Here is a 23,443-nt window from a genome sequence, read left to right as displayed (position 1 = left end):
AGTAACTTCAGAGTCAATTTCTCCAATTGTCTTTCTAAACAATTCGAATGCCTCAAATTTATAGATCAACAATGGGTCTTTTTGCTCGTGTACTGCTAACTGCACAGATTGTTTAAGCTCATCCATTTTTCTCAAATGTTTCTTCCATGCTTCATCTAAGATTGTCAAAGTAATATTCTTTTCAAAATCCTCAATTAACGAAGCTCCTTCAGTTTGATAAGCCTTTTCTAAATTAGTTACAACGTTGATAGTCTTAATACCATCTGTAAATGGCACAACGATGCGTTCAAAGCTTCCACTGTTATTCTCATAAACGTTCTTAATCACTTTGAAAGCTTCAGCAGCACTACGTGCAGACTTATCACGATAAGCTGTAAACACAATATCGTATTGTTTGTTCGCGATAGCTACAAAATCTAATTTATTAAAATCATCTTCTGAAACTACGGTATTAATTCCAAAGTTGCGAATAATATCTAACTCAAAGTTTTTATAGTCATTAGCCATTTTGTTAGACTCAACGATACGCTCACATAAGTCATACATCATATTGGCAATATCTACTTTTAAGCGCTCACCGAATAAAGCGTGCTTTCTTCTTTTATAGATAACCTCACGCTGTGCATTCATCACGTCATCATACTCTAACAAACGCTTACGAATACCGAAGTTATTCTCCTCTACTTTCTTCTGTGCGCGTTCGATTGACTTGGTCATCATAGAGTGTTGGATAACTTCTCCATCCTCTAATCCCATTCTATCCATAATCTTAGCCACTCTTTCTGAACCGAAAAGACGCATTAAATTATCTTCTAATGACACATAGAACTGAGAACTACCTGGATCACCTTGACGTCCTGCACGACCTCTTAACTGACGGTCTACACGACGTGAATCATGTCGCTCTGTACCAATAATTGCCAAACCTCCACGGTCTTTAACTTCTTGTGATAATTTAATATCCGTACCACGACCTGCCATATTCGTTGCAATTGTAACAATTCCAGGTTTTCCTGCTTCTTCTACAATTTGCGCCTCTTGCTTGTGTAACTTTGCATTCAATACATTGTGTTGAATTCCACGCATCTTAAGAGATCTACTTAAAAGCTCTGAAATCTCAACTGAAGTTGTACCAATAAGTACTGGTCTTCCCTCTTGTGATAACTTAACAACATCGTCAATGACTGCTTTGAATTTCTCACGTACTGAACGGTAAATCTTATCTTCTTTATCATCACGAGCGATTCCTCTATTGGTAGGAATTTCCACTACATCTAACTTATAGATCTGTAGAAACTCTCCTGCCTCCGTTGTAGCCGTACCAGTCATACCTGCTAATTTATTGTACATACGGAAGTAGTTTTGAAGTGTGATTGTAGCAAACGTTTGTGTAGCCGCTTCAATTTTCACATTTTCTTTTGCTTCAATAGCTTGGTGTAACCCGTCCGAGTAACGACGACCATCCATGATACGTCCCGTTTGCTCGTCAACAATCATAATCTTATTATCCATTACCACATACTCTGTGTCTTTTTCAAACAAAGTATACGCTTTTAGTAACTGACTTAACGTATGGATACGCTCTGATTTTACACCAAAGTCTTGGAATAATTTATCCTTAGCTTCTGCCTCTTCTTCTTTAGATAGTTTTAAAGCTTCAATTTTTGCAATCTCAGTTCCAATATCTGGAAGAACAAAGAAAGTTTCGTCACCTCCTTGAGATAAGTATTTAATTCCATTATCAGTCAACTGAACAGAATTATTCTTTTCTTCGATAACAAAGTATAGAGCCTCGTCTACAACGTGCATTTCTCTATTGTTATCTTGCATATAATGGTTTTCTGTTTTCTGAAGAATTTGCTTAACTCCTTCTTCACTCAAAAACTTGATTAAAGCCTTATTCTTAGGTAAACTGCGGTAAGATCTCAACAATAAAAATCCACCCTCTTTTGTATTTCCTTCGCGAATTAATTTACGAGCTTCAGCTAAATAACCATTTGCTAATTTTCTTTGAATCTCAACCAAACCAGCTACTGCAGGTTTAAGTTCATTGAACTCATGGCGATCTCCTTGAGGAACAGGTCCAGAAATAATCAAAGGCGTTCTTGCATCGTCAATTAAAACCGAGTCAACCTCATCGACAATAGCAAAGTTATGAGCTCTTTGTACCAATTCGTCTGGCGTATGTGCCATATTATCTCTAAGGTAATCGAAACCAAACTCATTATTAGTTCCATAAGTAATATCCGCAGCATAAGCAGCGCGTCTTCCTGGAGAGTTAGGTTGGTGATTATCGATACAATCCACTGTCATACCGTGGAACTCAAACAAAGGAGCTTTCCACTGGCTATCCCTTTTAGCAAGGTAGTCATTCACAGTTACAAGGTGTACACCTTTTCCTGTAAGCGCATTCAAATACAATGGAGAAGTTGCTACTAATGTCTTACCTTCCCCTGTCTGCATCTCCGCAATTTTACCCTCGTGAAGTACAATACCACCAATTAACTGAACGTCGTAGTGGATCATATCCCAAGTAACTTGCTTTCCAGCTGCACTCCATGAATTTGCCCAATATGCCTTATCTCCTTCGATAGTAACATATTCTTTACTCAATGCAAATTCTCTGTCTTGCTCTGTTGCAGTTACTTCAATCACTTCATTTTCTTTGAAACGACGTGCTGTTTCTTTCACTACTGCAAAAGCCTCTGGCAAAATATCAAGCAATACTTTTTCTGTATTGTTGTATGCTTCTTTCTCTAATGAGTCAATATTTGCATAAATAGACTCTCTTGCATCGATATCTTGTGTCTTCTCAATCTCTTCGCGATAAGATGCAATCTTAGCATCTTGATCAGCACGAGATTGCTGAATAATATCTTTAAAATAAATGGTTTTAGCTCTTAGCTCATCATTCGACAAGCTCGCTAAACTACCTTCGTAGGTTTTTATTTTTTCTATTATAGGCTTTATAGCTTTGATATCTCTCTCCGATTTATCACCTACAAAAACCTTTAATATAGTATTTATAAGACTCATAAATTATATAGTTTATAATATTATAACTTTCAGTTTCTAAGTTTAAACAAAAAAAAAGCCTTGACTGAGGCTTTTTTCATTTTTTATTATTTTTTCCTAGTACTCATCCTCGTTCCAAAGGTAATCTTCGTCAGTTGGATAGTCTGGCCAAATTTCTTCCATCGACTCATAGATTTCACCTTCATCCTCGATGGATTGTAGATTTTCAACTACCTCTAGAGGAGCACCTGTTCTAATTGCATAGTCAATAAGCTCATCCTTTGTTGCCGGCCAAGGTGCATCACTTAAATAAGATGCTAATTCTAATGTCCAATACATCTCTAATCCGTTTTTAATTTTAATGCAAAAATAAATTTTATTATGAAATTAACAAGCGTTTTTTATTTTATTTCATCCAATAATAAGAACGTAACTGCTTTTTCAAGCTATTTTATGAATATTTAAAAAACTTTTAACCTTGTTTTCTCGGTATCCACTTCACTTCTTCCGCGTGTAAATCAAAAGTCAACTTTCGTGCCAACACAAAAAGGTAGTCAGAAAGTCGGTTTAAGTATTTCAAAACTGACTCATCTACGGCTTCTATTTCATTCAAATGTACTGACAAACGCTCAGCTCTACGACACACACATCTTGCTATATGACAATATGACACCGTAGTATGCCCACCTGGCAAAACAAAATGTGTCATTGGAGGCAAAGATTCTTCCATTCTGTCAATCTCATTCTCTAACAAGGCTATATCTTCCTCTGATATCTTTGGAATATTCAATCTTTCCTTGCCGTTCTTCAATATGGCTTTATCTGGATCAGTAGCTAATATAGCCCCTACTGTGAATAAGCGATCTTGGATCTCTATCAACACTTCTTTGTACAACTGATTCATCTCTTGATCGCGAATTAAACCAATATGTGAATTTAATTCGTCTACAGTTCCGTAACTCTCTATTCTAATATGGTGTTTCGGTACTCTTGTGCCACCAAAAAGTGCAGTTGTACCTTTATCTCCTGTTTTAGTATATACTTTCATAAATATATTTGTGGGTTGTCTAATCTTTTAATAACTGTACAAGTTAACAATAAAAAACTATTTAATGCGGTCATCACTTTCAATTAAACCATCTCTTAGGCGAATGATACGATGTGCATGAGCAGCAATATCCTCCTCATGGGTTACTAAAATTACGGTATTGCCCTTTGAATGAATCTCGTCAAAAAGATTCATAATCTCAATTGACGTTTTCGTATCTAAATTACCCGTAGGTTCATCTGCTAAAATAATAGCGGGGTGATTAACCAAAGCCCTCGCAACTGCTACACGCTGTCTTTGCCCTCCTGAAAGTTGATTCGAATGGTGATCCATACGATCGCCCAATCCTACTTGTCCCAGTACTTCTTTTGCGCGTTCATATCGCTCTTCTTTTGACTTTCCAGCATAGACCATTGGCAAAGCCACATTGTCCAATGAAGTGGTACGAGGCAGTAAATTAAAGGTTTGAAAGACAAAGCCAATATCTTTATTCCTAATATCAGCTAATTGATCATCGTCCAACGAGCTTACATCTTTGCCATTGAGTGTATATTCTCCTGAAGTTGGAGTATCAAGACAACCTAAGATATTCATCAAAGTAGACTTGCCTGATCCCGAAGGCCCCATCAAAGCGACATAATCTCCTCGTTTAATCTGAAGATTAACTCCCTTTAGCACTTTTACGGTTTCAGATCCAAGTTTGAAATTGCGCTTTATTTCTTTAATATCGATAATGTATTCTGTCATAAACTAAAATAGCTAAAGCCTTGTTACTTGTCACAAGTATTCATACAAGTAATAAAAATAAGAAACCTTAACTACACTATCGCTATATATCGCGTAAAAAATCACATGCGAAGTACAAAGTGCTGTTTTAACTGCTCTTTTCTTATAAATGCTAAACCGAAATAGTAAAAGTCTATTGTAACAGTGAAGTTGTCATCCTCTACTATACTTTTCCACAACTTCTCAGTGCTTTCACAATCTACTCTCCTATCAATAATCAAAATAGAATCATTGTGCATTGCATCAATGATACAACTATCAGAAATCGAAGTTCCTCCCTTACCTTGTCCGATAAAAATTAAATCAACCTTCCCTTGAACAGAGGCAAAGTCAACATATTCATAACCTCTTTCGAGAATATCCGAAGTAGGATTAATATAAGTCAAAGTCGAGGGTTTAAAATAACGGTAAATACGATCAAAGAAAACATGACGCTTCTTGAACTTACGCCATCTATTATCTTTAGGATACAATCCCTTTGTCAACAGACAAAACACAAAAGGGGAATGGACACCGTGTTCATTGGTGGATTTTTTCCAAAAACTAAAATAACTTTCTTTACTTGTCATACCTCCTGATTAATTTTAAACAAAAGTATAGAAATAAAAAAAGCTCCTAAGAAAGGAGCTTTTCGTGACCACGGCAGGATTCAAACCTGCAACCTTCTGAGCCGTAATCAGATGCGCTATTCAGTTGCGCCACGTGGCCGAAATATTTTATATTATTCACTAAATTTTGTGACCATGGCAGGATTCAAACCTGCAACCTTCTGAGCCGTAATCAGATGCGCTATTCAGTTGCGCCACATGGCCTATTGCTTAATTGCGAGTGCAAATATATAACGTTATTCTATAAATACAAACTATAAATCTAAAAAAATATAAAGTATTTCCTTCTCATTCCTTTAAAACTCTCACTTTAAATATTTTATAAATTTAAAAAAAAATAGTTTTTATTGTTTTTAACACAATCAAAAATCCCAAACAACTTAAAACTTATTGCTCGGTGGCATATAGTACAAATACAAAATAGCAGTGATCACAAATAAAATTAAGATGAAGTAAATGGTATTTCCCGTAAATAAACCAAAAAACAAAAATAAAATGGTTGCAATAGCACCGACAAATAGAAAATTAAAACTCTTTTTATCGATTAATTCATCGTCCCATTCTTCATCATCTTCCAAAAAATCCTCCTCCTCCTTCTCCTTCTTATATTCTAAATACTCCTCTGTACTATTAAATCGCTTAATAGTAACAAACCTCTTGACAACAAAAAAAGCAATCAAAACAACCCCAATAAACACAATGATATCATTCATTTCTTCGCTTCTTATTCTCTCATTATAGCATCGAAATTACTCAAATTATATAAAGACACAAAAGTTTTTTAACATTCCATCTAAAAAATTAAATATCTATTATACAAAAAGAGAGAATAAACACACTTGTATTTATTCTCTCTTTATTCATATGATGTATAATGAATTATCCGTTCAATGTTTTTAGGAATTCTTCATTATTATCTGTTTTCTTCACATTGTCAATAATAGATGTCATCGCTTCGACCGAGTTCATATCATCAATATACTTTCTAACAGCCCATAAGCGTTGTAGTGCACCTGGTTCTAATAACAAGTCATCTCTACGCGTAGAAGAAGAAGTAATGTCGATCGCAGGGAAAATGCGCTTATTTGCAAGCTTGCGATCCAACTGCAACTCCATATTACCCGTTCCTTTAAATTCTTCAAAGATAACCTCATCCATTTTAGATCCCGTATCAACTAAAGCAGTTGCTATAATACTCAATGAACCACCGTTCTCAATATTACGAGCAGCTCCAAAGAAGCGTTTTGGCTTTTGTAGAGCGTTGGCATCTACCCCTCCACTCAACACTTTACCAGAAGCTGGCTGAACAGTATTATAAGCCCTTGCCAAACGTGTAATAGAGTCTAAAAGTATCACTACATCATGACCACATTCTACTAATCGCTTAGCTTTTTCTAAAACGATATTAGCTACTTTCACATGGCGTTCTGCTGGCTCATCAAATGTAGAGGCAATTACCTCTGCATTTACACTGCGTTGCATATCTGTTACCTCCTCTGGACGTTCGTCAATTAAAAGAACGATTAGATACGCTTCAGGGTGATTGGCCGCAATGGCATTTGCCACGTCTTTTAACAACATAGTCTTACCTGTTTTTGGTTGAGCTACGATCATACCACGTTGCCCTTTACCAATAGGTGAAAACATATCCATAAGACGAGTAGATACCGTACTGCGCTTTGCATCCAGATTGAATTTTTCATCTGGAAATAGCGGAGTTAAGTGCTCAAACGATACTCTATCTCGAACAGCTTGAGGATCATGTCCGTTAATTTTTACAACTTTTACCAGTGGGAAAAACTTCTCTCCTTCTTTCGGAGGGCGAACTACACCTTTAACAGTATCTCCTGTTTTTAGACCAAATAATCTAATTTGGGATTGTGATAAGTAGATATCATCAGGTGATGATAAATAGTTATAATCAGCTGAACGCAAAAATCCATAACCATCAGGCATCATTTCTAACACCCCTTCACTCTCAATAATTCCATCAAACTCATAATCCGGTTCTCTGTAATTATTCTTTTTGTTATTGTTGTGGTTTTGCTGATTGTTCTTATTTTGATTGGTATTTTGTTTCTTTTGTTCTTGTTCAACTCCAGCATCTACATGACTTTGAGCTTGAACATTCTCGTTTGATACAAAAGTTTCTTTTGAAGTAGTTTCTATTTGAGTTGACTCACTCTCTTTTGAAGTAGCTTGATTAGACTGGTTTTGTGGACGATTATCGCGTCTTTGATTATCTCTACGATTATCGCGATTGTCCCCTTTTTTCTTTCCAAAGTCCCTTCTGTTTTCCTTAGGCTGATTTCTATTCTCTCCTGTTTTCTCTTTCAGAGAATCAGAATTTCCTTCTCTTGTCTCAGCTACTTTCTTGCGCTGCTGCCCATCTCCTCTGTTATCAGCTTGAGTTGTAGCCTCTGCAACTTGTCCAGCATTAGCTTCAACTTTCGGTGTAGATTCTATACGAGGTCTTTTGCCTTTTTCTTTTACTTGTTCCTTCTCTTTTGCAACTACTACCTTCATTGCAGCTTTCACAGATTCTTTAACCTTATCTGCTACTCCTTCATTATTCTCTTTCTTAATTGCTTTTTTCTCTGTGACTTTTGAAGCCTCACTTTTTGATGCGGTTGCTTTTTCTTTTGGAGCATTTGTAGTTTGATGCTCAAGAATCTTCCCGATTAGTAAATCTTTTTTTAAACCAGAAGTACCTGCAATATTGAATTTTTTAACAATGTCTTGAAGTTCTGAAACCTTCAACTTTTGTAATTCGGAAATGTCAAACATATAAATGTTTATAGATTATAAAAATAAATTGAGTTGTGTTCTTTAAATAAGAATGGAAATTTTATTCATAGAATTGCCGTATTATGAAGAACTTACGGCAGAACTAATGCAATATTACGAATTAATTTTAAAAAACAATAGGTTTTAATAAAAAAGAAACGTTATTTTTGTAATTCCTAAGCGGACAAAGTTATGATACAAAGAATTCAAAGCATTTATTTATTACTTGTTTTTGTTATAATGGGAATCTTATCATTATTCATTCCATTATGGACAAACGGCCTAAATGAAACGATAATGGTTGGACACAGCCCTATCACGGCAATCCTTTTTGGGATTAGTGCTGCTTTGAGTATCATCAGCTTACTTGGTTATAAAAATAGAAAACGTCAATTCATGATGAATCGACTTAATATGATATTAAACGTTTTACTATTAGGATTATTTGTATTCCGCTCTCTAACTGTATCTGGAGAAGTAGCAGAAGCTATTTCAGAGAAAGGTATTGGGATGTTCCTCCCTATTGTTTCTATCCTGTTGCTTGTATTAGCCAACAGAGCCATCAAGAAGGATGAAGATCTTGTAAAATCTGTAGATCGCTTACGATAAACCTAACATCTTAGTTTATTAGTGCGTTAAAAAAGCCGAACTTAAAGAAGTTCGGCTTTTTTGTTTTTAGGCCATTCTACAATTTCTAAATTGCTAATTTTCCCTTTGTCAATTTCAAAACGCAACATCGTCCTTACTTGATGAAAACCACTTATTCCCGCCGCACCTGGATTCATATGCAACACTTGGTACATCTGATCATATTGCACTTTTAAGATATGTGAATGTCCACAAATATAGATATCTGGCTTCTCACGCATAATAGTCGCCTTTACATTTGATCGATACTTCCCAGGATACCCTCCAATGTGAATCATATACACCTTCATGCCCTCACAATCAAAGATGTTTTCTTCTGGAAATTCAAGCCTTGCTTCTTTGTCATCTATATTGCCATAGACTCCTTTTAATGGCTTTAGCGCTTTGATTGCATCAGTGACTGACAGGTCACCTATATCACCTGCATGCCAAACCTCATCAGCTTCTCTCACATACTTCAAAATATGCTCATCCACACAACTATGTGTATCTGATAATAATAATATTTTTTTCACCTTTATTATTTTTACAAAAAAACAACCTCCCTTAAAGAGAGGTTATACCTTTATTACTCTGTATAAAACAAAATTAATTCTTCTATTGCATGCTGACAAACAGGGCAGAACTCAGGATACTGATTTGTCTTCATTCTACAATCAAGTGTCCCTTTGTAAATCTTGCGCCCTTCTAACCCTTCGTACACCCCTAAAGGGAATTTTTTATTGTCCTTTTCTAAAGTTGGAATTGGCGTTCCTTTCTTCAACATCTTTTTCCACTTGCTATCGAAATCAACTAATGTAGTAATATTCTGTTCCCAAGGTTCTGTCTGATTGGAAATCAAATCACTCAATACGTCATTTGGATAAAAATACTCATCGGCTAAACCCGCAAAACTATGACCAAACTCGTGTACTACTACAGGTTTAAAATCTTTGTGTCCCGTCGTTGTCAAAGTATATGAGTTGTAAATTCCACCTCCACCATATACATCTGTGTTAGCCAAAATAATAATGTGCTCATAGGGAATCCCCGCTAATACATCGTGTAACTTCTTAATTCTATTCGTCGTCAAATAACGCTCCGAATAAAAAGTATCAAAGTTAGACTCTATAGCCGTTTTCTTCCAGTCTCCTTCTCGTGGAACACTTACCCCTGAATCCTTTGAAACACTCTGAACTGCAATGAAATTGAAGTTATCTGCAAACTTATCAAATGGTTTGTGGGCAACTAATTGCTCAATAGAAACCTTCACAGCATCCATAAACTTGCCCATTTCTTCTTCTTTAAACCCTTCTGCTACAAAGGCAACATTAATCGCTTTTGAATTATCCTTGGCTCTGTGTACATATTCATGTTTAGTCACATCCTTAGCTCCCTTTGCATGGATTAATATATCTGTAGGATCCACCTGGTGCACTAACTTGTCTTTTTCCTTGCCATCTGCATCGAACAACACCAACTCAATGCGCACATTACTTTTTGGATACGGAACTAAAAACACATTCTCGAAGCTCTTAGTAGTCTTCTGTGCCTCCTCTGTAGATAACCACTCTTGGAATAGTGTACTAAAACTGTTCGTATAGATCAACGTATTGGTCTTTTCATCATATACGCGTACTTGTCCATTTCCCTTTAAGGCATTCTCTCCTAAATTATGTGTACGCCCAGCCCATGAAGGCAAAGAAATTAACTCATCTAATAAAATAAATTGCCTTTCGCTATTTCCTCCAAATACATAATCTAAACGCAGTGTCTTATCTTCAAAATACTGATTAAAATCTTGTGCATATCCAAGTGAGCCAACAAACAAGCCCAATAACACGAATAATTTCTTCATTCTTATATAATTATAGTTAGGTTAATTAGTTAATCACTGTGATTGTATGTTATCACAGTTTGGGTAAAAATAAACATTATTGTTTTAAAAAATCACATACATGACCCGTCCTGAAAAAACTGTACAGTTTTAAATACCAATAAGAGATAGAAGAATTACTATACCAACAAAAAAGAACAACAAGTACCTGTATAGTTATAATAGGATTATAAAACCAAATGTACAGTTAAAAGCAGGATTATAAACAATAGCTGTACAGCTATATTAGGACGAGACAAACTATATTAGAACAATATAGGAAGTGGTCGCATGGTGGTCGCATAGTGATGCCATAGTGGTCGCATACTTTTGTGCTAAAAAGATGCGACCACTATCCTATCAACTTTCTATCACTATGCTATCGACACCTAACTACTTATAACGAAAACAAAGAAATAGTACAGTTCTAATCCACCTACTATCAAACAATTAATGGTAAATCATTTTCCTTTTTTTCACTACCTTTAAGTCAAAAAATATGAAAACAGGACATTTTATCTGGCTTACACTTCTCTTTATTTTCTCTTACATACCTTCTAATGCCCAAATAAACACCTTCTATGATGAGCATTACCAGACGAGAATAGCAGAATACACCTTTAAAAATGAAAAAGATATTGATCGTTATTTTGATGAGCTTGTAGGAGATAGCTATATGGCAGGTTACACTAAAACGTATACTCGAATCACAAAATCTAAAAAGGACCTACTCTATATATTAGCTTATGGAGAACAAGATTGTTTTTTCTTATTTTACTACGACAAGTATGAAGAAAACTATACCCTTGTGACAACGAGTTACTTTAACAATTTTTATCTATCTCCTCGTTTCCATACGATTACTTATACAGAAACAAGCTGTTGTGGTGAAAGCCCATTAATGGGAAATGTAGTTCTTGAGTTAAATGAAGAAGGCGCAACGGTCAAAGAAAATTACGCAATAGCAAACCTTGACATTCCTGAATCAGACATCCAATATAGCGAGTTAATACAGAACACGTCATGGGGAATAGTTCAGAACGAAGCATACAACCTTCGCATTTATCCTTCAGTAGAAAATAAATATCCAGATAGCGATGATTTCTACAATTACTTCTCAGACAACCTTTTCGGAAAGTTAAAGAAAAATTCAAAAATTAAGATCTTAGGTGAACGCTATAGTGAAGAACGCAAATGGTATTATGTAGAAGTCGAATCTCAACAACTATCAACAAATTATACTCAACATGCTATTCACAATGAGTCACAAAATATCAGAGGCTGGGTATCGTCTAATTTTATTACAGTGCTATAAAAGTTTTGCACCCCTACCTTATTTCTAATTTTATAATAACATAAACAACCTACTCGTGATTTTGAAGTATATTTGCTCTTTGTAAAAAACAATAGATTTATTTTGAGATATTTTTTAGAATTTTCTTACAACGGAACACATTATCACGGCTGGCAATTACAACCTAACGCGAAAACAGTACAAGAAACACTCACAAGAGCTATTTCTACACTTTTGCGTACACCTATAGAATTAATAGGTGCAGGTCGCACAGATGCTGGAGTTCACGCTAAGCAAATGTTTGCTCATTTTGACTATGAAGCAGACTTTGACAAAAATTCTTTGATTCAAAAAATGAATTCATTTTTACCAGAGGACATAGTCGTTTATAATATTCACCCTGTCGATGATCAGGCGCATGCGCGTTTTGACGCTACTGCTCGCACATACGAATATCATATACATTTATATAAAGATGCCTTTTGCAACAGTCAAAGTTTTTACCACTTCAAGCCATTGAATGTTGATCTAATGAACGAAGCAGCTAAAGTTTTGTTTGAGTATGAAGACTTTGAGTGTTTTTCAAAAACACATACAGATGTATTCACTTTTAATTGTACTATCTACCAAGCTGAATGGAAACTCATCGATCACAATAGATTAGTTTTTACCATCTCGGCAAATCGCTTTTTGCGCAATATGGTTAGAGCTATTGTCGGTACTATGGTCAATGTAGGTCTAGAGAAAATAACTGTGAATGACGTACGCAAAATCATTGAAAGTAAAGATAGAGGTCAAGCGGGATTCTCTGTCCCTGGTAAAGGATTATTTTTAACAAAAGTAAGTTATCCTTATCTATGAAACGACTGAAATCACTATCACTAAAAAAAATATTAAGCTACGCAAAACCTTATCAAAGACGTTTTAACTGGGTAATCGTATTTGCGATTACACTATCAATCTTTGCTGCTGTTCGTCCATATATGGTAAAGCAAACAGTAGATAGCTATGTGCAAACAAGAGATCAAGAAGGACTCTTAATGTACGTTTTGCTTATGGCAGTTGTCCTTATAGGCGAAGTATTGTCTCAATTTTACTTCTCTTATTGGGCAAGTTGGTTAGGACAAGATATTGTCAAAGATATTCGCGAAAAACTCTTTGACAAGATTGTTAGTTTTCGCATGCGCTATTTTGACAATGAACCAGTAGGAAAACTCGTTACCAGATCTGTATCTGATATTGAATCGATCGCGAGTATTTTTAGTCAAGGACTTTTTATGATTGTCAGTGACGTTCTGAAAATGTTTGTCGTTTTGGCTTTTATGTTTTACATGAACTGGAAACTGAGTCTAATTGTTTTGGTTGCCATGCCTATCCTTGTCTATGCAACGCGAATATTTCAATTAAAGATGAAGTCTGCCTTTCAGGAAGTCCGAACGCAGATTTCAAACCTGAATACATTCGTACAAGAGCGATTAACAGGTATGAAAATCGTTCAATTGTTTACTCGTGAGCATATCGAATATGAAAAGTTCAAGGAAATAAATGAAAAGCACAACCAGGCTTGGCTAAAAAATATACTTTACAACTCTATCTTTTTCCCTATCGCTGATATTGTTTCTTCACTGACCTTAGGTTTTGTAATTTGGTATGGAGGAATGTCAATTGTACAGGGAGACAACCTAACAACATTTGGAGATTTATTTGCCTACACAATGCTAATCACAATGTTGTTTAATCCATTGAGGCAAATTGCTGATAAATTTAACGTCATGCAAATGGGAATCATTGCGGCAGAAAGAGTATTCGATGTATTAGAAACGGATGAACAGATGAATGATTGTGGAACTAAAATAGCTCCTCAATTCAATGGAGAGATTGAGTTAAACAATATCCGCTTTAGCTATATACCAGAAGTCGAAGTATTAAAGGGAATCACCTTACACATCCCTCCAGGTAATACGGTAGCAATTGTAGGATCATCTGGAGCAGGTAAATCGACAATTATCAATTTACTAAATCGATTTTATGATATTGACAGTGGAGAGATACGGATAGACAATACGGATATCAATGAATTTACGTTAGCTTCTCTACGCAGACAAATCGCTGTCGTGTTACAAGATGTATTTTTATTCAGTGATACTATCTTCAATAATATTACTTTGCACAATCCAGCTATTAGCAGAGAGCAAGTAGAAAATGCGGCTAAGCAAATAGGGATACACGATTTTATCATGAGTCTGCCAGGAGGATATGACTACAATGTAAAAGAAAGAGGAGTAATGCTCTCGTCTGGGCAACGACAATTAATTGCCTTCCTAAGAGCTTATGTAAGTAATCCAAGTATCTTGATATTAGATGAAGCTACTTCTTCGATTGACACTCATTCTGAAGAACTACTTCAAAAGGCAACCGAATATCTAACGCAAGATAGAACGTCTATAATCATTGCTCACCGCTTGGCAACAATTGTCAATGCAGATCAAATCATCGTGATGGACAAAGGACTCATCGTAGAGAAAGGTACACATCACCAACTCTTGCAAATTGAAAATGGATACTATAGAAATCTATATGAATCACAATTCAAAATGGCAGTAGAAGAATAGTATTTTAAAAAGAGTTTCTCTATCCAAAAGCTAAATAGTAGAACCTTAAGTTCTAAAGTTTTAAATAAAAGTCACAAAAATAACTTAGCTAAAAAAGCTAACTTAAAAACCCTTGTTTTTTTCACATTTTGTCAAAAAAAACAAGGGTTTTATTTATATATTACAACAATCCAATAGATAGTAGCTGCTACACTTACAATTCATTAATTGTCCACTATTCAACTTTTCAATGGGAAAGTTTTAAGTACAAAAATAAATCTGTATTTTCGTAGCATTAAATATAGAAATATATACATATGAAATTCGATATTATTGTTTTAGGAAGTGGCCCTGGAGGTTACGTGACTGCAATCAGAGCTTCTCAGTTAGGCTTTAAAGTTGCGGTAGTAGAGAAAGAAAACTTAGGTGGAATCTGCTTAAACTGGGGGTGTATTCCTACAAAAGCACTATTAAAATCTGCTCAAGTATTTGAATACCTTAAACACGCATCTGATTATGGATTGACAATCAATGGTGAGGTAGACAAGGATTTCAATGCAGTAATAGCACGTTCACGTAGCGTTGCAGATGGAATGAGCAAAGGTGTTCAATTCCTAATGAAAAAGAATAAAATCGAAATCATCGATGGTTTTGGAAAAGTAAAACCAGGAAAGAAAGTAGAAGTTACAGATAAAGATGGTAAGGTAAGTGAGATCTCTGCAGATCACATCATCATCGCAACTGGAGCACGTTCAAGAGAATTGCCAAACTTGCCACAAGATGGTAAAAAAGTAATCGGATACCGTCAAGCATTAACTTTACCTCAACAACCTAAGAAAATGATTGTTGTTGGTTCGGGAGCTATCGGAGTAGAGTTTGCTTATTTCTACAACTCAATGGGAACTGATGTTACTATTGTTGAGTTTATGCCAAATATCGTTCCTGTAGAAGATGAGGATATCTCAAAACAATTCGAGCGCTCATTGAAAAAAGCAGGAATCAAAATCATGACAAATGCTTCTGTTGAAAAAGTAGATACAACTGGTGAAGGAGTAAAAGCTACCGTTAAGACATCTAAAGGAGAAGAAATTTTGGAAGCTGATATCGTATTGTCTGCAGTAGGTATCAAAACAAACATTGAAAATATTGGATTAGAAGATGTAGGAATCGCTACAGATAGAGATAAAATCTTAGTAAACGAATACTACCAAACAAATATCCCTGGATACTATGCTATTGGAGATGTTGTACCTGGACAAGCTTTAGCACACGTTGCTTCTGCTGAAGGTATCTTATGTGTAGAAAAAATTGCTGGACACCATGTTGAGCCATTAGATTATGGTAATATTCCTGGATGTACTTACGCTACTCCAGAAATTGCTTCTGTTGGTATGACAGAGAAAAAAGCAAAAGAAGCTGGATATGAAATCAAAGTAGGAAAATTCCCATTCTCAGCATCTGGTAAAGCAAAAGCTGCAGGTACTCCTGATGGATTTGTAAAAGTTATCTTTGATGCTAAATATGGAGAGTGGTTAGGATGTCACATGATTGGAGCTGGAGTAACTGATATGATCGCTGAAGCAGTAGTTGCACGTAAATTAGAAACTACTGGATACGAAATCTTAAAAGCAGTACACCCACACCCTACAATGAGTGAGGCTGTAATGGAAGCTGTTGCTGATGCTTACGGAGAAGTAATCCACTTATAAGAATCAAAATCAATTAAAATACAAACGGGCTACCTTAAAGTAGCCCGTTTTTTTATCTTCCTTAATTTCCCCTATACTCATTGTTCTGAATTTCTTCGCCCTAAACCTATCCTAAGGAACATAAGAAATCTAACTATCAAATATTTGTACACTTCGCTCAGATTTTGAAAATAAGTATTACCTTGATAAAAAAAATGAAAAACGGATTACACACAATCGAATATTACCCAAATGGGAATATCAAGATAGAAGGATACTTTGTCAATGATATATTACATGGAGAGCACAAAGAATATCATGAAAATGGTATGTTATTCCAATTGTACAACTACGAAGAAGGGCGCAAAGAAGGAGTTTACACAAATTATTACGATACAGGGGAATTAGAAATGAAAGGGGTTTATAGCAATAATCAATTAGTAGGCCCTCATACTATGTATTACCCAAATGGTCAAATAGAATGTCAAGGCTTCTATAAAAATGACCAACCACACGGCAAATGTACAGAGTACTTTCAAAATGGAAATATACAGATTGTCATCAATCAAATCGAAGGACGCTTACATGGTCAACAACTCGCCTATTACAAAAACGGTGTATTAGCAAGAGAACAGTATTTCGAAAATGGAGTACTGCATGGACCAATAAAGATATTTAATCCAAAAGGGATATTAATAATGGAAATGACTGTACAAAATGGAAAAAACAGAGGTCCTTTTAAAAAGTATTATGACAATGGTAGCCTAATGTTTTCATGTACTCAAGTCAATGATTTCTATAGAAAAGACATCAAAGTATTTAAAAAAAACAAACAAATAGACAATGCTATCTCGACAAAACTATCCTATATGTTTGGTTCAGAACCTATCAGCTTAATCCCTTATATGGACTATGATTAGCAAAGCCCAGTCAGGGCTTAAATAAGATAGCTACAACTATCTTATCAATCTGGTTTGATAAATTTATTTACTCGCTGTAAAAGATAGTGTCGTGATTATAAAATAATTTATCAATCTGCTTGCCTTGCTTGTAGTGGGAGACACTAATCACCTTTTCATCTTCCCCATATAGCCTTACCATGCCATCCAACTGACCATCAACAAAGGTAAACTCACTTAGTAGTTTACCATCCTTATATATTTTTGTAACGCCATTCTTAAGGTTATTTCTATACATAATACTCGTAAATAGCTCTCCTTTATCATTGTAATACTTTAACTCTCCTTCCAGTTGACCCTGAACATAGTTTCCTTCACAAACAAGTATTCCTTTATCTGAATAAGCCTCAACCTTACCATGATTTACACCGTCGTGTTGTTCTTGAATTTCTTGTAGCTCGCCATGCTCATAAAAGGTTTTCTTTACATTCAAATTACTTCCTTCTATGCCTACAATAACCTCTTTTACCTCTCCCGTAGAATAATATGACAGAATCTCTTTACTGTCGATGTTAGCACCATACTTTTCCTTTAAAGTTTGACCTTGAACGCTTCCTATCAGGTAAAAGAAAAAGATCATTAGATAGATTATTCTCATTACTACAATTGACTAAATTTTACTACTATATCTAAAAATGCGAAGTCACAAAGGTACAAATCACTGTCCTTTAATCCAATATTGAACGGGATAGATTATTATCTTTATTAATCACAAGACAGTACATATCAATTTGTTAGAAAACAAACCAAATTTAGATAACGTCAGACTTCAAACAGTAAAAATATCAGCACTATACCTTCTAATGCCTTTGAACATACTATTTTATTTAGTACATTTAGTGAATGTTAACCAAAAAAATATTGAGAATATGGGTCGGACAAACCTAAATTTATTAAAGACCATGGCGTTTTTTGTGCTGGTCGTCGGCGTGATATTGTTTGTAAAGAATGTTGATTCAGTCATCTTTAAAGACGAATTAAATATTCTAAGTTCAACGATATCACTTTTGTTAATCACATTAGGCTTTATAGGTAACAAAAAAGCCAAATCGTATAAAAAGGTAAGTATATAAATAAAAAAGAAAGCGAACCTGTTTTATACTTCAATAGGTTCGCTTTACATATTCAATCTTGCACACTGCTAAACTCTTTCCTTATCGTTATTCTACTCCAAGGTAATTAGCAGGTGAAATTTGTTTTAATTCTTCTTTAATCATTTCTGACACAGCAAGTGTATCTATAAATGAGTGAATAGACTCTTTGTTAATCACTGTATTGGTACGAGTCAAATCTTTCAAAGCTTCATAGGGATTAGGATAACCTTCTCTTCTCAATATCGTTTGAATTGCCTCTGCCACTACTGCCCAATTGTTTTCTAAATCTTGCGCAAACTTTGTTTCGTTAAGCAATAATTTGTTCAATCCTTTTAATGTAGATTCAAATGCAATAAGCGTATGCCCAAGAGGTACTCCAATGTTGCGCAAAACAGTACTGTCAGTTAAATCACGTTGTAGACGTGATATCGGTAACTTAGCCGCTAAGTGTTCAAAGATTGCATTGGCAATCCCCAAGTTTCCTTCAGAGTTTTCAAAATCAATAGGGTTCACTTTATGAGGCATTGCAGAAGAACCAATCTCCCCTGCTTTAATCTTTTGTTTAAAGTAATCCATAGAGACATAAGTCCATATATCCCTATCTAAGTCAATTAGAATATTATTGATGCGCTTTAATCCGTCAAAGAAAGCAGCAAAATGGTCATAATGCTCGATTTGTGTTGTTGGAAAAGAATGTTTTAGCCCTAATGTTAGCTCCACAAAATCAGTTCCGAACTGTTTCCAATTATGCGTAGGATATGCAACGTGATGCGCGTTAAAATTTCCTGTGGCACCACCAAACTTAGCAGCAAATGGGACATTTTGGATTAGTCTAAGTTGCTCTTCCAAACGCTCAACAAAAACAAATATTTCCTTTCCTAAACGCGTTGGAGAAGCAGGTTGTCCATGCGTACGAGCCAACATTGGAACATCTTTCCACTCTTTTGCTAACTCTTTTAACTTGTTTACCACCTTAATAAATAAAGGCATATATACATCGTGGAAAGCCTCTTTGGTCAATAAGGGAATAGACGTATTATTAATGTCTTGTGAAGTCAATCCAAAATGAATAAACTCTTTATATTGCTCTAAACCTAAACGATCAAATGCGTCCTTAATAAAATACTCAACAGCCTTGACATCGTGATTAGTTATACTCTCTTTATCTTTAATCCACTGTGCGTTTTCAGTAGTAAAGTTTTGATAGAGTTTGCGCAATTCAGGAAATAAATCTGCTGATACATTTTTCAACTGCGGAATACCGTGTTCGCATAAAGCAATAAAATACTCTACTTCGATTAATACGCGGTACTTAATTAAAGCCTCTTCTGAAAAGTAAGCAGCAAGGCTTTCTGTTTTGCTACGATAACGCCCGTCAATAGGCGATATAGCATTTAATGGTGTAAGCATAATTTTAGAAAGTGTTGTTAAGCAACAAAGATAGGACAATACCAAAAAAAGTAAAACAAAAAAACACAGTTCTAATCATCTTTTAATGTAAGAAGCCAAATGTTTCCCAGCTCTATCTTTGTAGCAAAATAGTTTATAACGAATATTTTAAAACAAAATAAGACAGCCTAAGCTGTCTTATATCTATTTTGACCATTCTTTAATCGCATCTTTATTAATCTTGATATAATCAAGGTTATTCGCTTTTTCCGCTAACTCTAATGCCCATTTGGCAGTTTCTACAGCAGCTAACTTATCTCCTAACTTAGCTTGAATTTGCGATTTTAGGCGAACAAAGTAATAAGGTATTTGCTCTCCTGACTTTTCAATTGCCTTATTGATCCAATCTAAAGCCTTGTTGTAATCTTTATTGGTTAAATAATAATACTCCGAAGCAGCGTAATAATCAACAATCTTAGGCCCTGCAAATGTCTCGTCTATCGTTTCCATCGCTAACTGATCCGTTGGAACTTTGAAGCGAACAGGAACTACTGTTTTCTCCCACATAATCTCAAGATCTGCATAGTCTATATTTACGTTGTTAATTGCCAAGGTAAATGTCTCGTAATTTCTATTGGAATTAATCACTTTCACCTTTGTTGTCAAAGCAACTTTTGAATCATCCCACTTCTCAGGTAATCCCCAGTTATTTGTATCACTGTAAAATATTACTTCCCATTCTTCAACTTTCGGAACAGTGAAAATGGCATAAGAACCTTTTTTAAGTGTTTTCCCATCAATCACGACATCATTGCCAAAAGTAATGACAGAATTCATGTTTGCTCCTGTTCTCCAACGACGACCATAAGGAACTAAATCACCGTAAATTAAACGACCTCGCATATTAGGCCTTGAATAATCTATTTTCACATCAGTTAATCCAACCACTTGATGAATCTCTGATTTAGTACTGGTAGGTGGAGTGTGTACTTGTGCATATGAAGTACCTAAAGTAAACATAGCAAAAGCTGTAATAATTAAACTCTTCTTCATTAAAATAGCGTTTTAAAGTATTTTTATTCATTGAATTTCTATCAATAGTAATGTGAGTACTATAGAAACCAAAAAGTAGCCTATAAATTGTAGTATTATACCATATAACACTAATTATGAGCCTTTCAAAGATATTAACTTATATCTTAAAATTTTCTCAAAACACAAGCAAATGAAAAGAAAAAACAAAAAATAAAGCCCTTGAAAATCAAATCTCAAGGGCTTTCTCATATCGTTAAATAATCCAAAGATTACTTGTGTTTACTAATTCCTGTTTTTAACCATGTCTTATATTCTTCTACATCTGGCATATATCCAACAGCATCACTTAAACGCGATTCATCTGTGTCAAGTATGATATAATATGGTTGTGCATTGGCGTGATAATGTTTCATTTGGAAATCACTCCATTTATTTCCAATCGTCTTTACTTTCTTACCACTTGTATCTGATATATATTGCTCGCTCTCTGGCAATTTTTTAGGGTCATCAACATACAATGAAATTAAGACAACTTCATTCTTTAGGATAGATAATACAGCTGGATCTGACCATACGTAATCTTCCATCTTACGACAGTTAACACATGCAAATCCAGTAAAATCTAATAGAACAGGTTTGTTTATTGATTTAGCATACGCCAATCCTTTTTCATAGTCTGTAAAAGCAACAATGTCATGAGCTCCTAATTTAGCTCCATCAGGTAGTTCTCCCATAGTAGCTCCTGAATTAGAACCACCTTTTCCTCCGCCAACACCATAAGGACTTTCAGCGTAAGTTAATGGAGGTGGGAATCCTGATATAATTTTCAATGGAGCTCCCCATAATCCTGGAACCATATAAATAGTAAATATAGAAACCAATAAAGCCATAAATAATCTACCTACTGATATATTGTCTGAAGGTGAATCATGTGGCAATTTAATTTTACCAAATAGATATAATGCCCAAGCACCAAATATGGCTATCCATATTGCTAAAAACACTTCTCTTTCTAAATAATGTGCTTGCAATACAAGATCTGCATTTGACAAGAACTTAAATGCTAAAGCCAACTCTAAGAATCCCAATGAAACCTTCACTGTGTTTAACCATCCACCCGATTTAGGCATTGAGTTTAACCAACCTGGGAACATTGCAAAAAGCATAAATGGCAATGCCAGTGCTAAAGAGAACCCAAGCATACCTATAACAGGTGCTAAACCTCCTTTAGAAGCCGCTTCTACTAATAGTGTTCCTACAATAGGCCCTGTACATGAAAATGAAACAATAGCCAAAGCTAATGCCATAAATACTATACCTATTAATCCTCCTCTATCTGCTTGCGAATCAACTTTATTTGCCCATGAATTAGGTAACATAATTTCAAATGCCCCTAAGAAAGAAGTAGCAAAAACTACTAATAGCAAGAAGAAGATGATATTAAAATAAACATTTGTCGAAAGCGCATTCAGCGAATCAGCTCCAAACAAAGCAGTAACAATAGTTCCTAAGATTACATAAATTAGGATAATTGATACTCCGTAAATGATAGCATTCTTAATTCCTTTGGCACGAGTTTTACTTTGTTTTGTAAAGAAACTAACCGTCATAGGAATCATAGGGAACACACAAGGTGTCAATAATGCTGCAAAACCAGAGAAAAACGATAAAATAAATATGGTAAATAATCCTCTATTCTCTTGTTTTTTATTACTTTCTATAGCATCCTTAGAAGAAGAATCACCTGCTTTAATCTCAGAAGAAGCCTCTGCTTTATTACCAAGTTCAAACTCCTCGAAGTTAGCAACCTCTTTTGAAGCTAAGGTTTTTAGGTCATAGACGAACAAATTACTTTGTGAAATACAAACTTCCTCACACACTTGATATTCCATTTCAACCTGAATATTCGAAGTTTCAGGATTTGTCAATGTAATCTTTTGAACTAAGGTAATTGGACCTACAAAATAGGTTTCATCTACTTCAAATATATCGTTGTATTCCTTTACAGTTTCACTTTCTGTAGTTGGTCCATTTAGAACATAGTTCCCCTCCAAGTTATTATAGGTAAAAGCCAAAGGTAGAGCTCCACCTTCTGATGTAAACTGAGAGTATAAATGCCAGCCCTCATCCACAACACCATTCCATGTAATTGTGTACTCTGTGTCTGACTCCTTCTCTATCTTTGTCGTCCATACGGCAGGATTCTTCATCATCTGCGCCTGTACAGTAATTGTCGACACTAATAGAAGTAGCAAATAAGCTAATTTTCTCATACTGTTATCTGTATTTTAATAATGTTTGTAGTTGTACTTTTTATCTTAAATCGTTCATCCATTCGACTACCAATAATCCATACAATTTCATTTTCTGAACACAAAAGCCAAGTATTTTCTTTCTCAAACTGATTAAACTTCTCGTCTTTAAAATACTTACTTACCTTCTTAGTTCCTTTCATTCCAAAAGGGATAAATCTATCACCCTCAACAAATTTTCTAATTACCAATGGAAACTTTAGCTTAGCCTCATCTACTAAAATTGTATTTGAATCGACAACTAAATCACCTCCATTATATGGCAAAGTTTTAATTTGTATTGGATACTTCAATTCTTCTCCTTTTTCTAAATAATATATTTGTTCTTTATTCT

The 23,443-nt window shown here is 35.0% G+C and carries 20 protein-coding genes and 2 tRNA genes; 6 read left to right on the top strand and 16 right to left on the bottom strand.

Annotation, left to right across the window (positions count from 1 at the left end):
• From secA to rho, 9 genes are all read right to left on the bottom strand, one after another.
• Positions 1–3,036: preprotein translocase subunit SecA (secA, locus tag GOQ24_RS02540; RefSeq protein WP_160339046.1), on the bottom strand; the 3,036-nt coding region annotated here is incomplete at its 3' end.
• Between the two features lie 96 nt (positions 3,037–3,132).
• Entirely contained in the window at positions 3,133–3,354 is a 222-nt protein-coding gene (locus GOQ24_RS02535; RefSeq protein ID WP_002986941.1) for a DUF2795 domain-containing protein, read from the bottom strand.
• A 133-nt stretch (positions 3,355–3,487) separates the two neighbouring features.
• The gene (locus tag GOQ24_RS02530) at positions 3,488–4,063 is read right to left on the bottom strand and encodes a cob(I)yrinic acid a,c-diamide adenosyltransferase (protein ID WP_155092168.1); all 576 of its coding nucleotides are present in this window, start codon (positions 4,061–4,063) and stop codon (positions 3,488–3,490) included.
• A 57-nt stretch (positions 4,064–4,120) separates the two neighbouring features.
• On the bottom strand, positions 4,121–4,810 hold the full coding sequence (locus tag GOQ24_RS02525; RefSeq protein WP_155092167.1) for an ABC transporter ATP-binding protein: 690 nt from the start codon (positions 4,808–4,810) through the stop codon (positions 4,121–4,123).
• A gap of 101 nt (positions 4,811–4,911) precedes the next feature.
• Positions 4,912–5,418, bottom strand: coding sequence for a hypothetical protein (locus GOQ24_RS02520; protein ID WP_160339045.1), 507 nt, complete (start codon positions 5,416–5,418; stop codon positions 4,912–4,914).
• A gap of 65 nt (positions 5,419–5,483) precedes the next feature.
• A tRNA-Arg gene (locus GOQ24_RS02515) sits at positions 5,484–5,557 on the bottom strand.
• Between the two features lie 30 nt (positions 5,558–5,587).
• A tRNA-Arg gene (locus GOQ24_RS02510) sits at positions 5,588–5,661 on the bottom strand.
• Between the two features lie 176 nt (positions 5,662–5,837).
• Positions 5,838–6,170 carry a hypothetical protein gene (locus tag GOQ24_RS02505; RefSeq protein WP_155092165.1) on the bottom strand — a complete coding sequence of 111 codons (333 nt, stop codon included), beginning with the start codon at positions 6,168–6,170 and terminating at the stop codon, positions 5,838–5,840.
• 166 nt (positions 6,171–6,336) lie between these two features.
• A complete protein-coding gene (rho, locus tag GOQ24_RS02500; protein ID WP_160339044.1) occupies positions 6,337–8,244 on the bottom strand; it encodes a transcription termination factor Rho in 1,908 nt (635 codons plus the stop codon).
• A gap of 192 nt (positions 8,245–8,436) precedes the next feature.
• Between rho and GOQ24_RS02495 the strand changes: the two genes are divergently transcribed.
• Entirely contained in the window at positions 8,437–8,853 is a 417-nt protein-coding gene (locus GOQ24_RS02495; RefSeq protein ID WP_155092163.1) for a DUF4293 domain-containing protein, read from the top strand.
• Positions 8,854–8,894: 41 nt separating this feature from the next.
• Here the strand turns inward: GOQ24_RS02495 and GOQ24_RS02490 are convergent, their stop codons facing one another.
• Both GOQ24_RS02490 and GOQ24_RS02485 read right to left on the bottom strand, forming a co-directional pair.
• A complete protein-coding gene (locus GOQ24_RS02490; RefSeq protein WP_160339043.1) occupies positions 8,895–9,407 on the bottom strand; it encodes a metallophosphoesterase family protein in 513 nt (170 codons plus the stop codon).
• A 53-nt stretch (positions 9,408–9,460) separates the two neighbouring features.
• Entirely contained in the window at positions 9,461–10,729 is a 1,269-nt protein-coding gene (locus tag GOQ24_RS02485; protein ID WP_155092162.1) for a M64 family metallopeptidase, read from the bottom strand.
• Positions 10,730–11,246: 517 nt separating this feature from the next.
• On the opposite strand from GOQ24_RS02485, the gene GOQ24_RS02480 reads away from it, so the two are divergent.
• From GOQ24_RS02480 to GOQ24_RS02460, 5 genes are all read left to right on the top strand, one after another.
• On the top strand, positions 11,247–12,062 hold the full coding sequence (locus tag GOQ24_RS02480) for a hypothetical protein (protein ID WP_160339042.1): 816 nt from the start codon (positions 11,247–11,249) through the stop codon (positions 12,060–12,062).
• Positions 12,063–12,164: 102 nt separating this feature from the next.
• Complete coding sequence (gene truA / locus GOQ24_RS02475; RefSeq protein WP_160339041.1) at positions 12,165–12,902, top strand: tRNA pseudouridine(38-40) synthase TruA; 738 nt, start codon at positions 12,165–12,167, stop codon at positions 12,900–12,902.
• Complete coding sequence (locus GOQ24_RS02470) at positions 12,899–14,653, top strand: ABC transporter ATP-binding protein (RefSeq protein ID WP_160339040.1); 1,755 nt, start codon at positions 12,899–12,901, stop codon at positions 14,651–14,653. Before truA ends, GOQ24_RS02470 begins: the two co-directional genes overlap by 4 nt.
• A gap of 296 nt (positions 14,654–14,949) precedes the next feature.
• Entirely contained in the window at positions 14,950–16,341 is a 1,392-nt protein-coding gene (lpdA, locus tag GOQ24_RS02465; RefSeq protein ID WP_155092158.1) for a dihydrolipoyl dehydrogenase, read from the top strand.
• A 194-nt stretch (positions 16,342–16,535) separates the two neighbouring features.
• Complete coding sequence (locus GOQ24_RS02460) at positions 16,536–17,240, top strand: toxin-antitoxin system YwqK family antitoxin (RefSeq protein WP_160339039.1); 705 nt, start codon at positions 16,536–16,538, stop codon at positions 17,238–17,240.
• A 67-nt stretch (positions 17,241–17,307) separates the two neighbouring features.
• On the opposite strand, the gene GOQ24_RS02455 is transcribed toward GOQ24_RS02460, so the two are convergent.
• The 5 genes from GOQ24_RS02455 to tilS all read right to left on the bottom strand — a co-directional run.
• Complete coding sequence (locus GOQ24_RS02455) at positions 17,308–17,877, bottom strand: toxin-antitoxin system YwqK family antitoxin (RefSeq protein ID WP_160339038.1); 570 nt, start codon at positions 17,875–17,877, stop codon at positions 17,308–17,310.
• Positions 17,878–18,439: 562 nt separating this feature from the next.
• Positions 18,440–19,783, bottom strand: coding sequence for an adenylosuccinate lyase (gene purB, locus GOQ24_RS02450; protein WP_155092155.1), 1,344 nt, complete (start codon positions 19,781–19,783; stop codon positions 18,440–18,442).
• Between the two features lie 183 nt (positions 19,784–19,966).
• Positions 19,967–20,815, bottom strand: a complete 849-nt coding sequence (locus tag GOQ24_RS02445) for a DUF2911 domain-containing protein (protein ID WP_155092154.1) — start codon at positions 20,813–20,815, stop codon at positions 19,967–19,969.
• 251 nt (positions 20,816–21,066) lie between these two features.
• A complete protein-coding gene (locus GOQ24_RS02440) occupies positions 21,067–23,070 on the bottom strand; it encodes a protein-disulfide reductase DsbD family protein (RefSeq protein ID WP_160339037.1) in 2,004 nt (667 codons plus the stop codon).
• Positions 23,067–23,443: tRNA lysidine(34) synthetase TilS (tilS, locus tag GOQ24_RS02435; protein ID WP_160339036.1), on the bottom strand; the 377-nt coding region annotated here is incomplete at its 5' end. The genes GOQ24_RS02440 and tilS, both read right to left, overlap by 4 nt.

This window comes from Myroides sp. LoEW2-1 (genome assembly GCF_009767705.1).
Classification (GTDB): Bacteria; Bacteroidota; Bacteroidia; order Flavobacteriales; family Flavobacteriaceae; genus Flavobacterium; species Flavobacterium album_A.
This window is presented reverse-complemented; position numbering and strand designations above follow the sequence as displayed.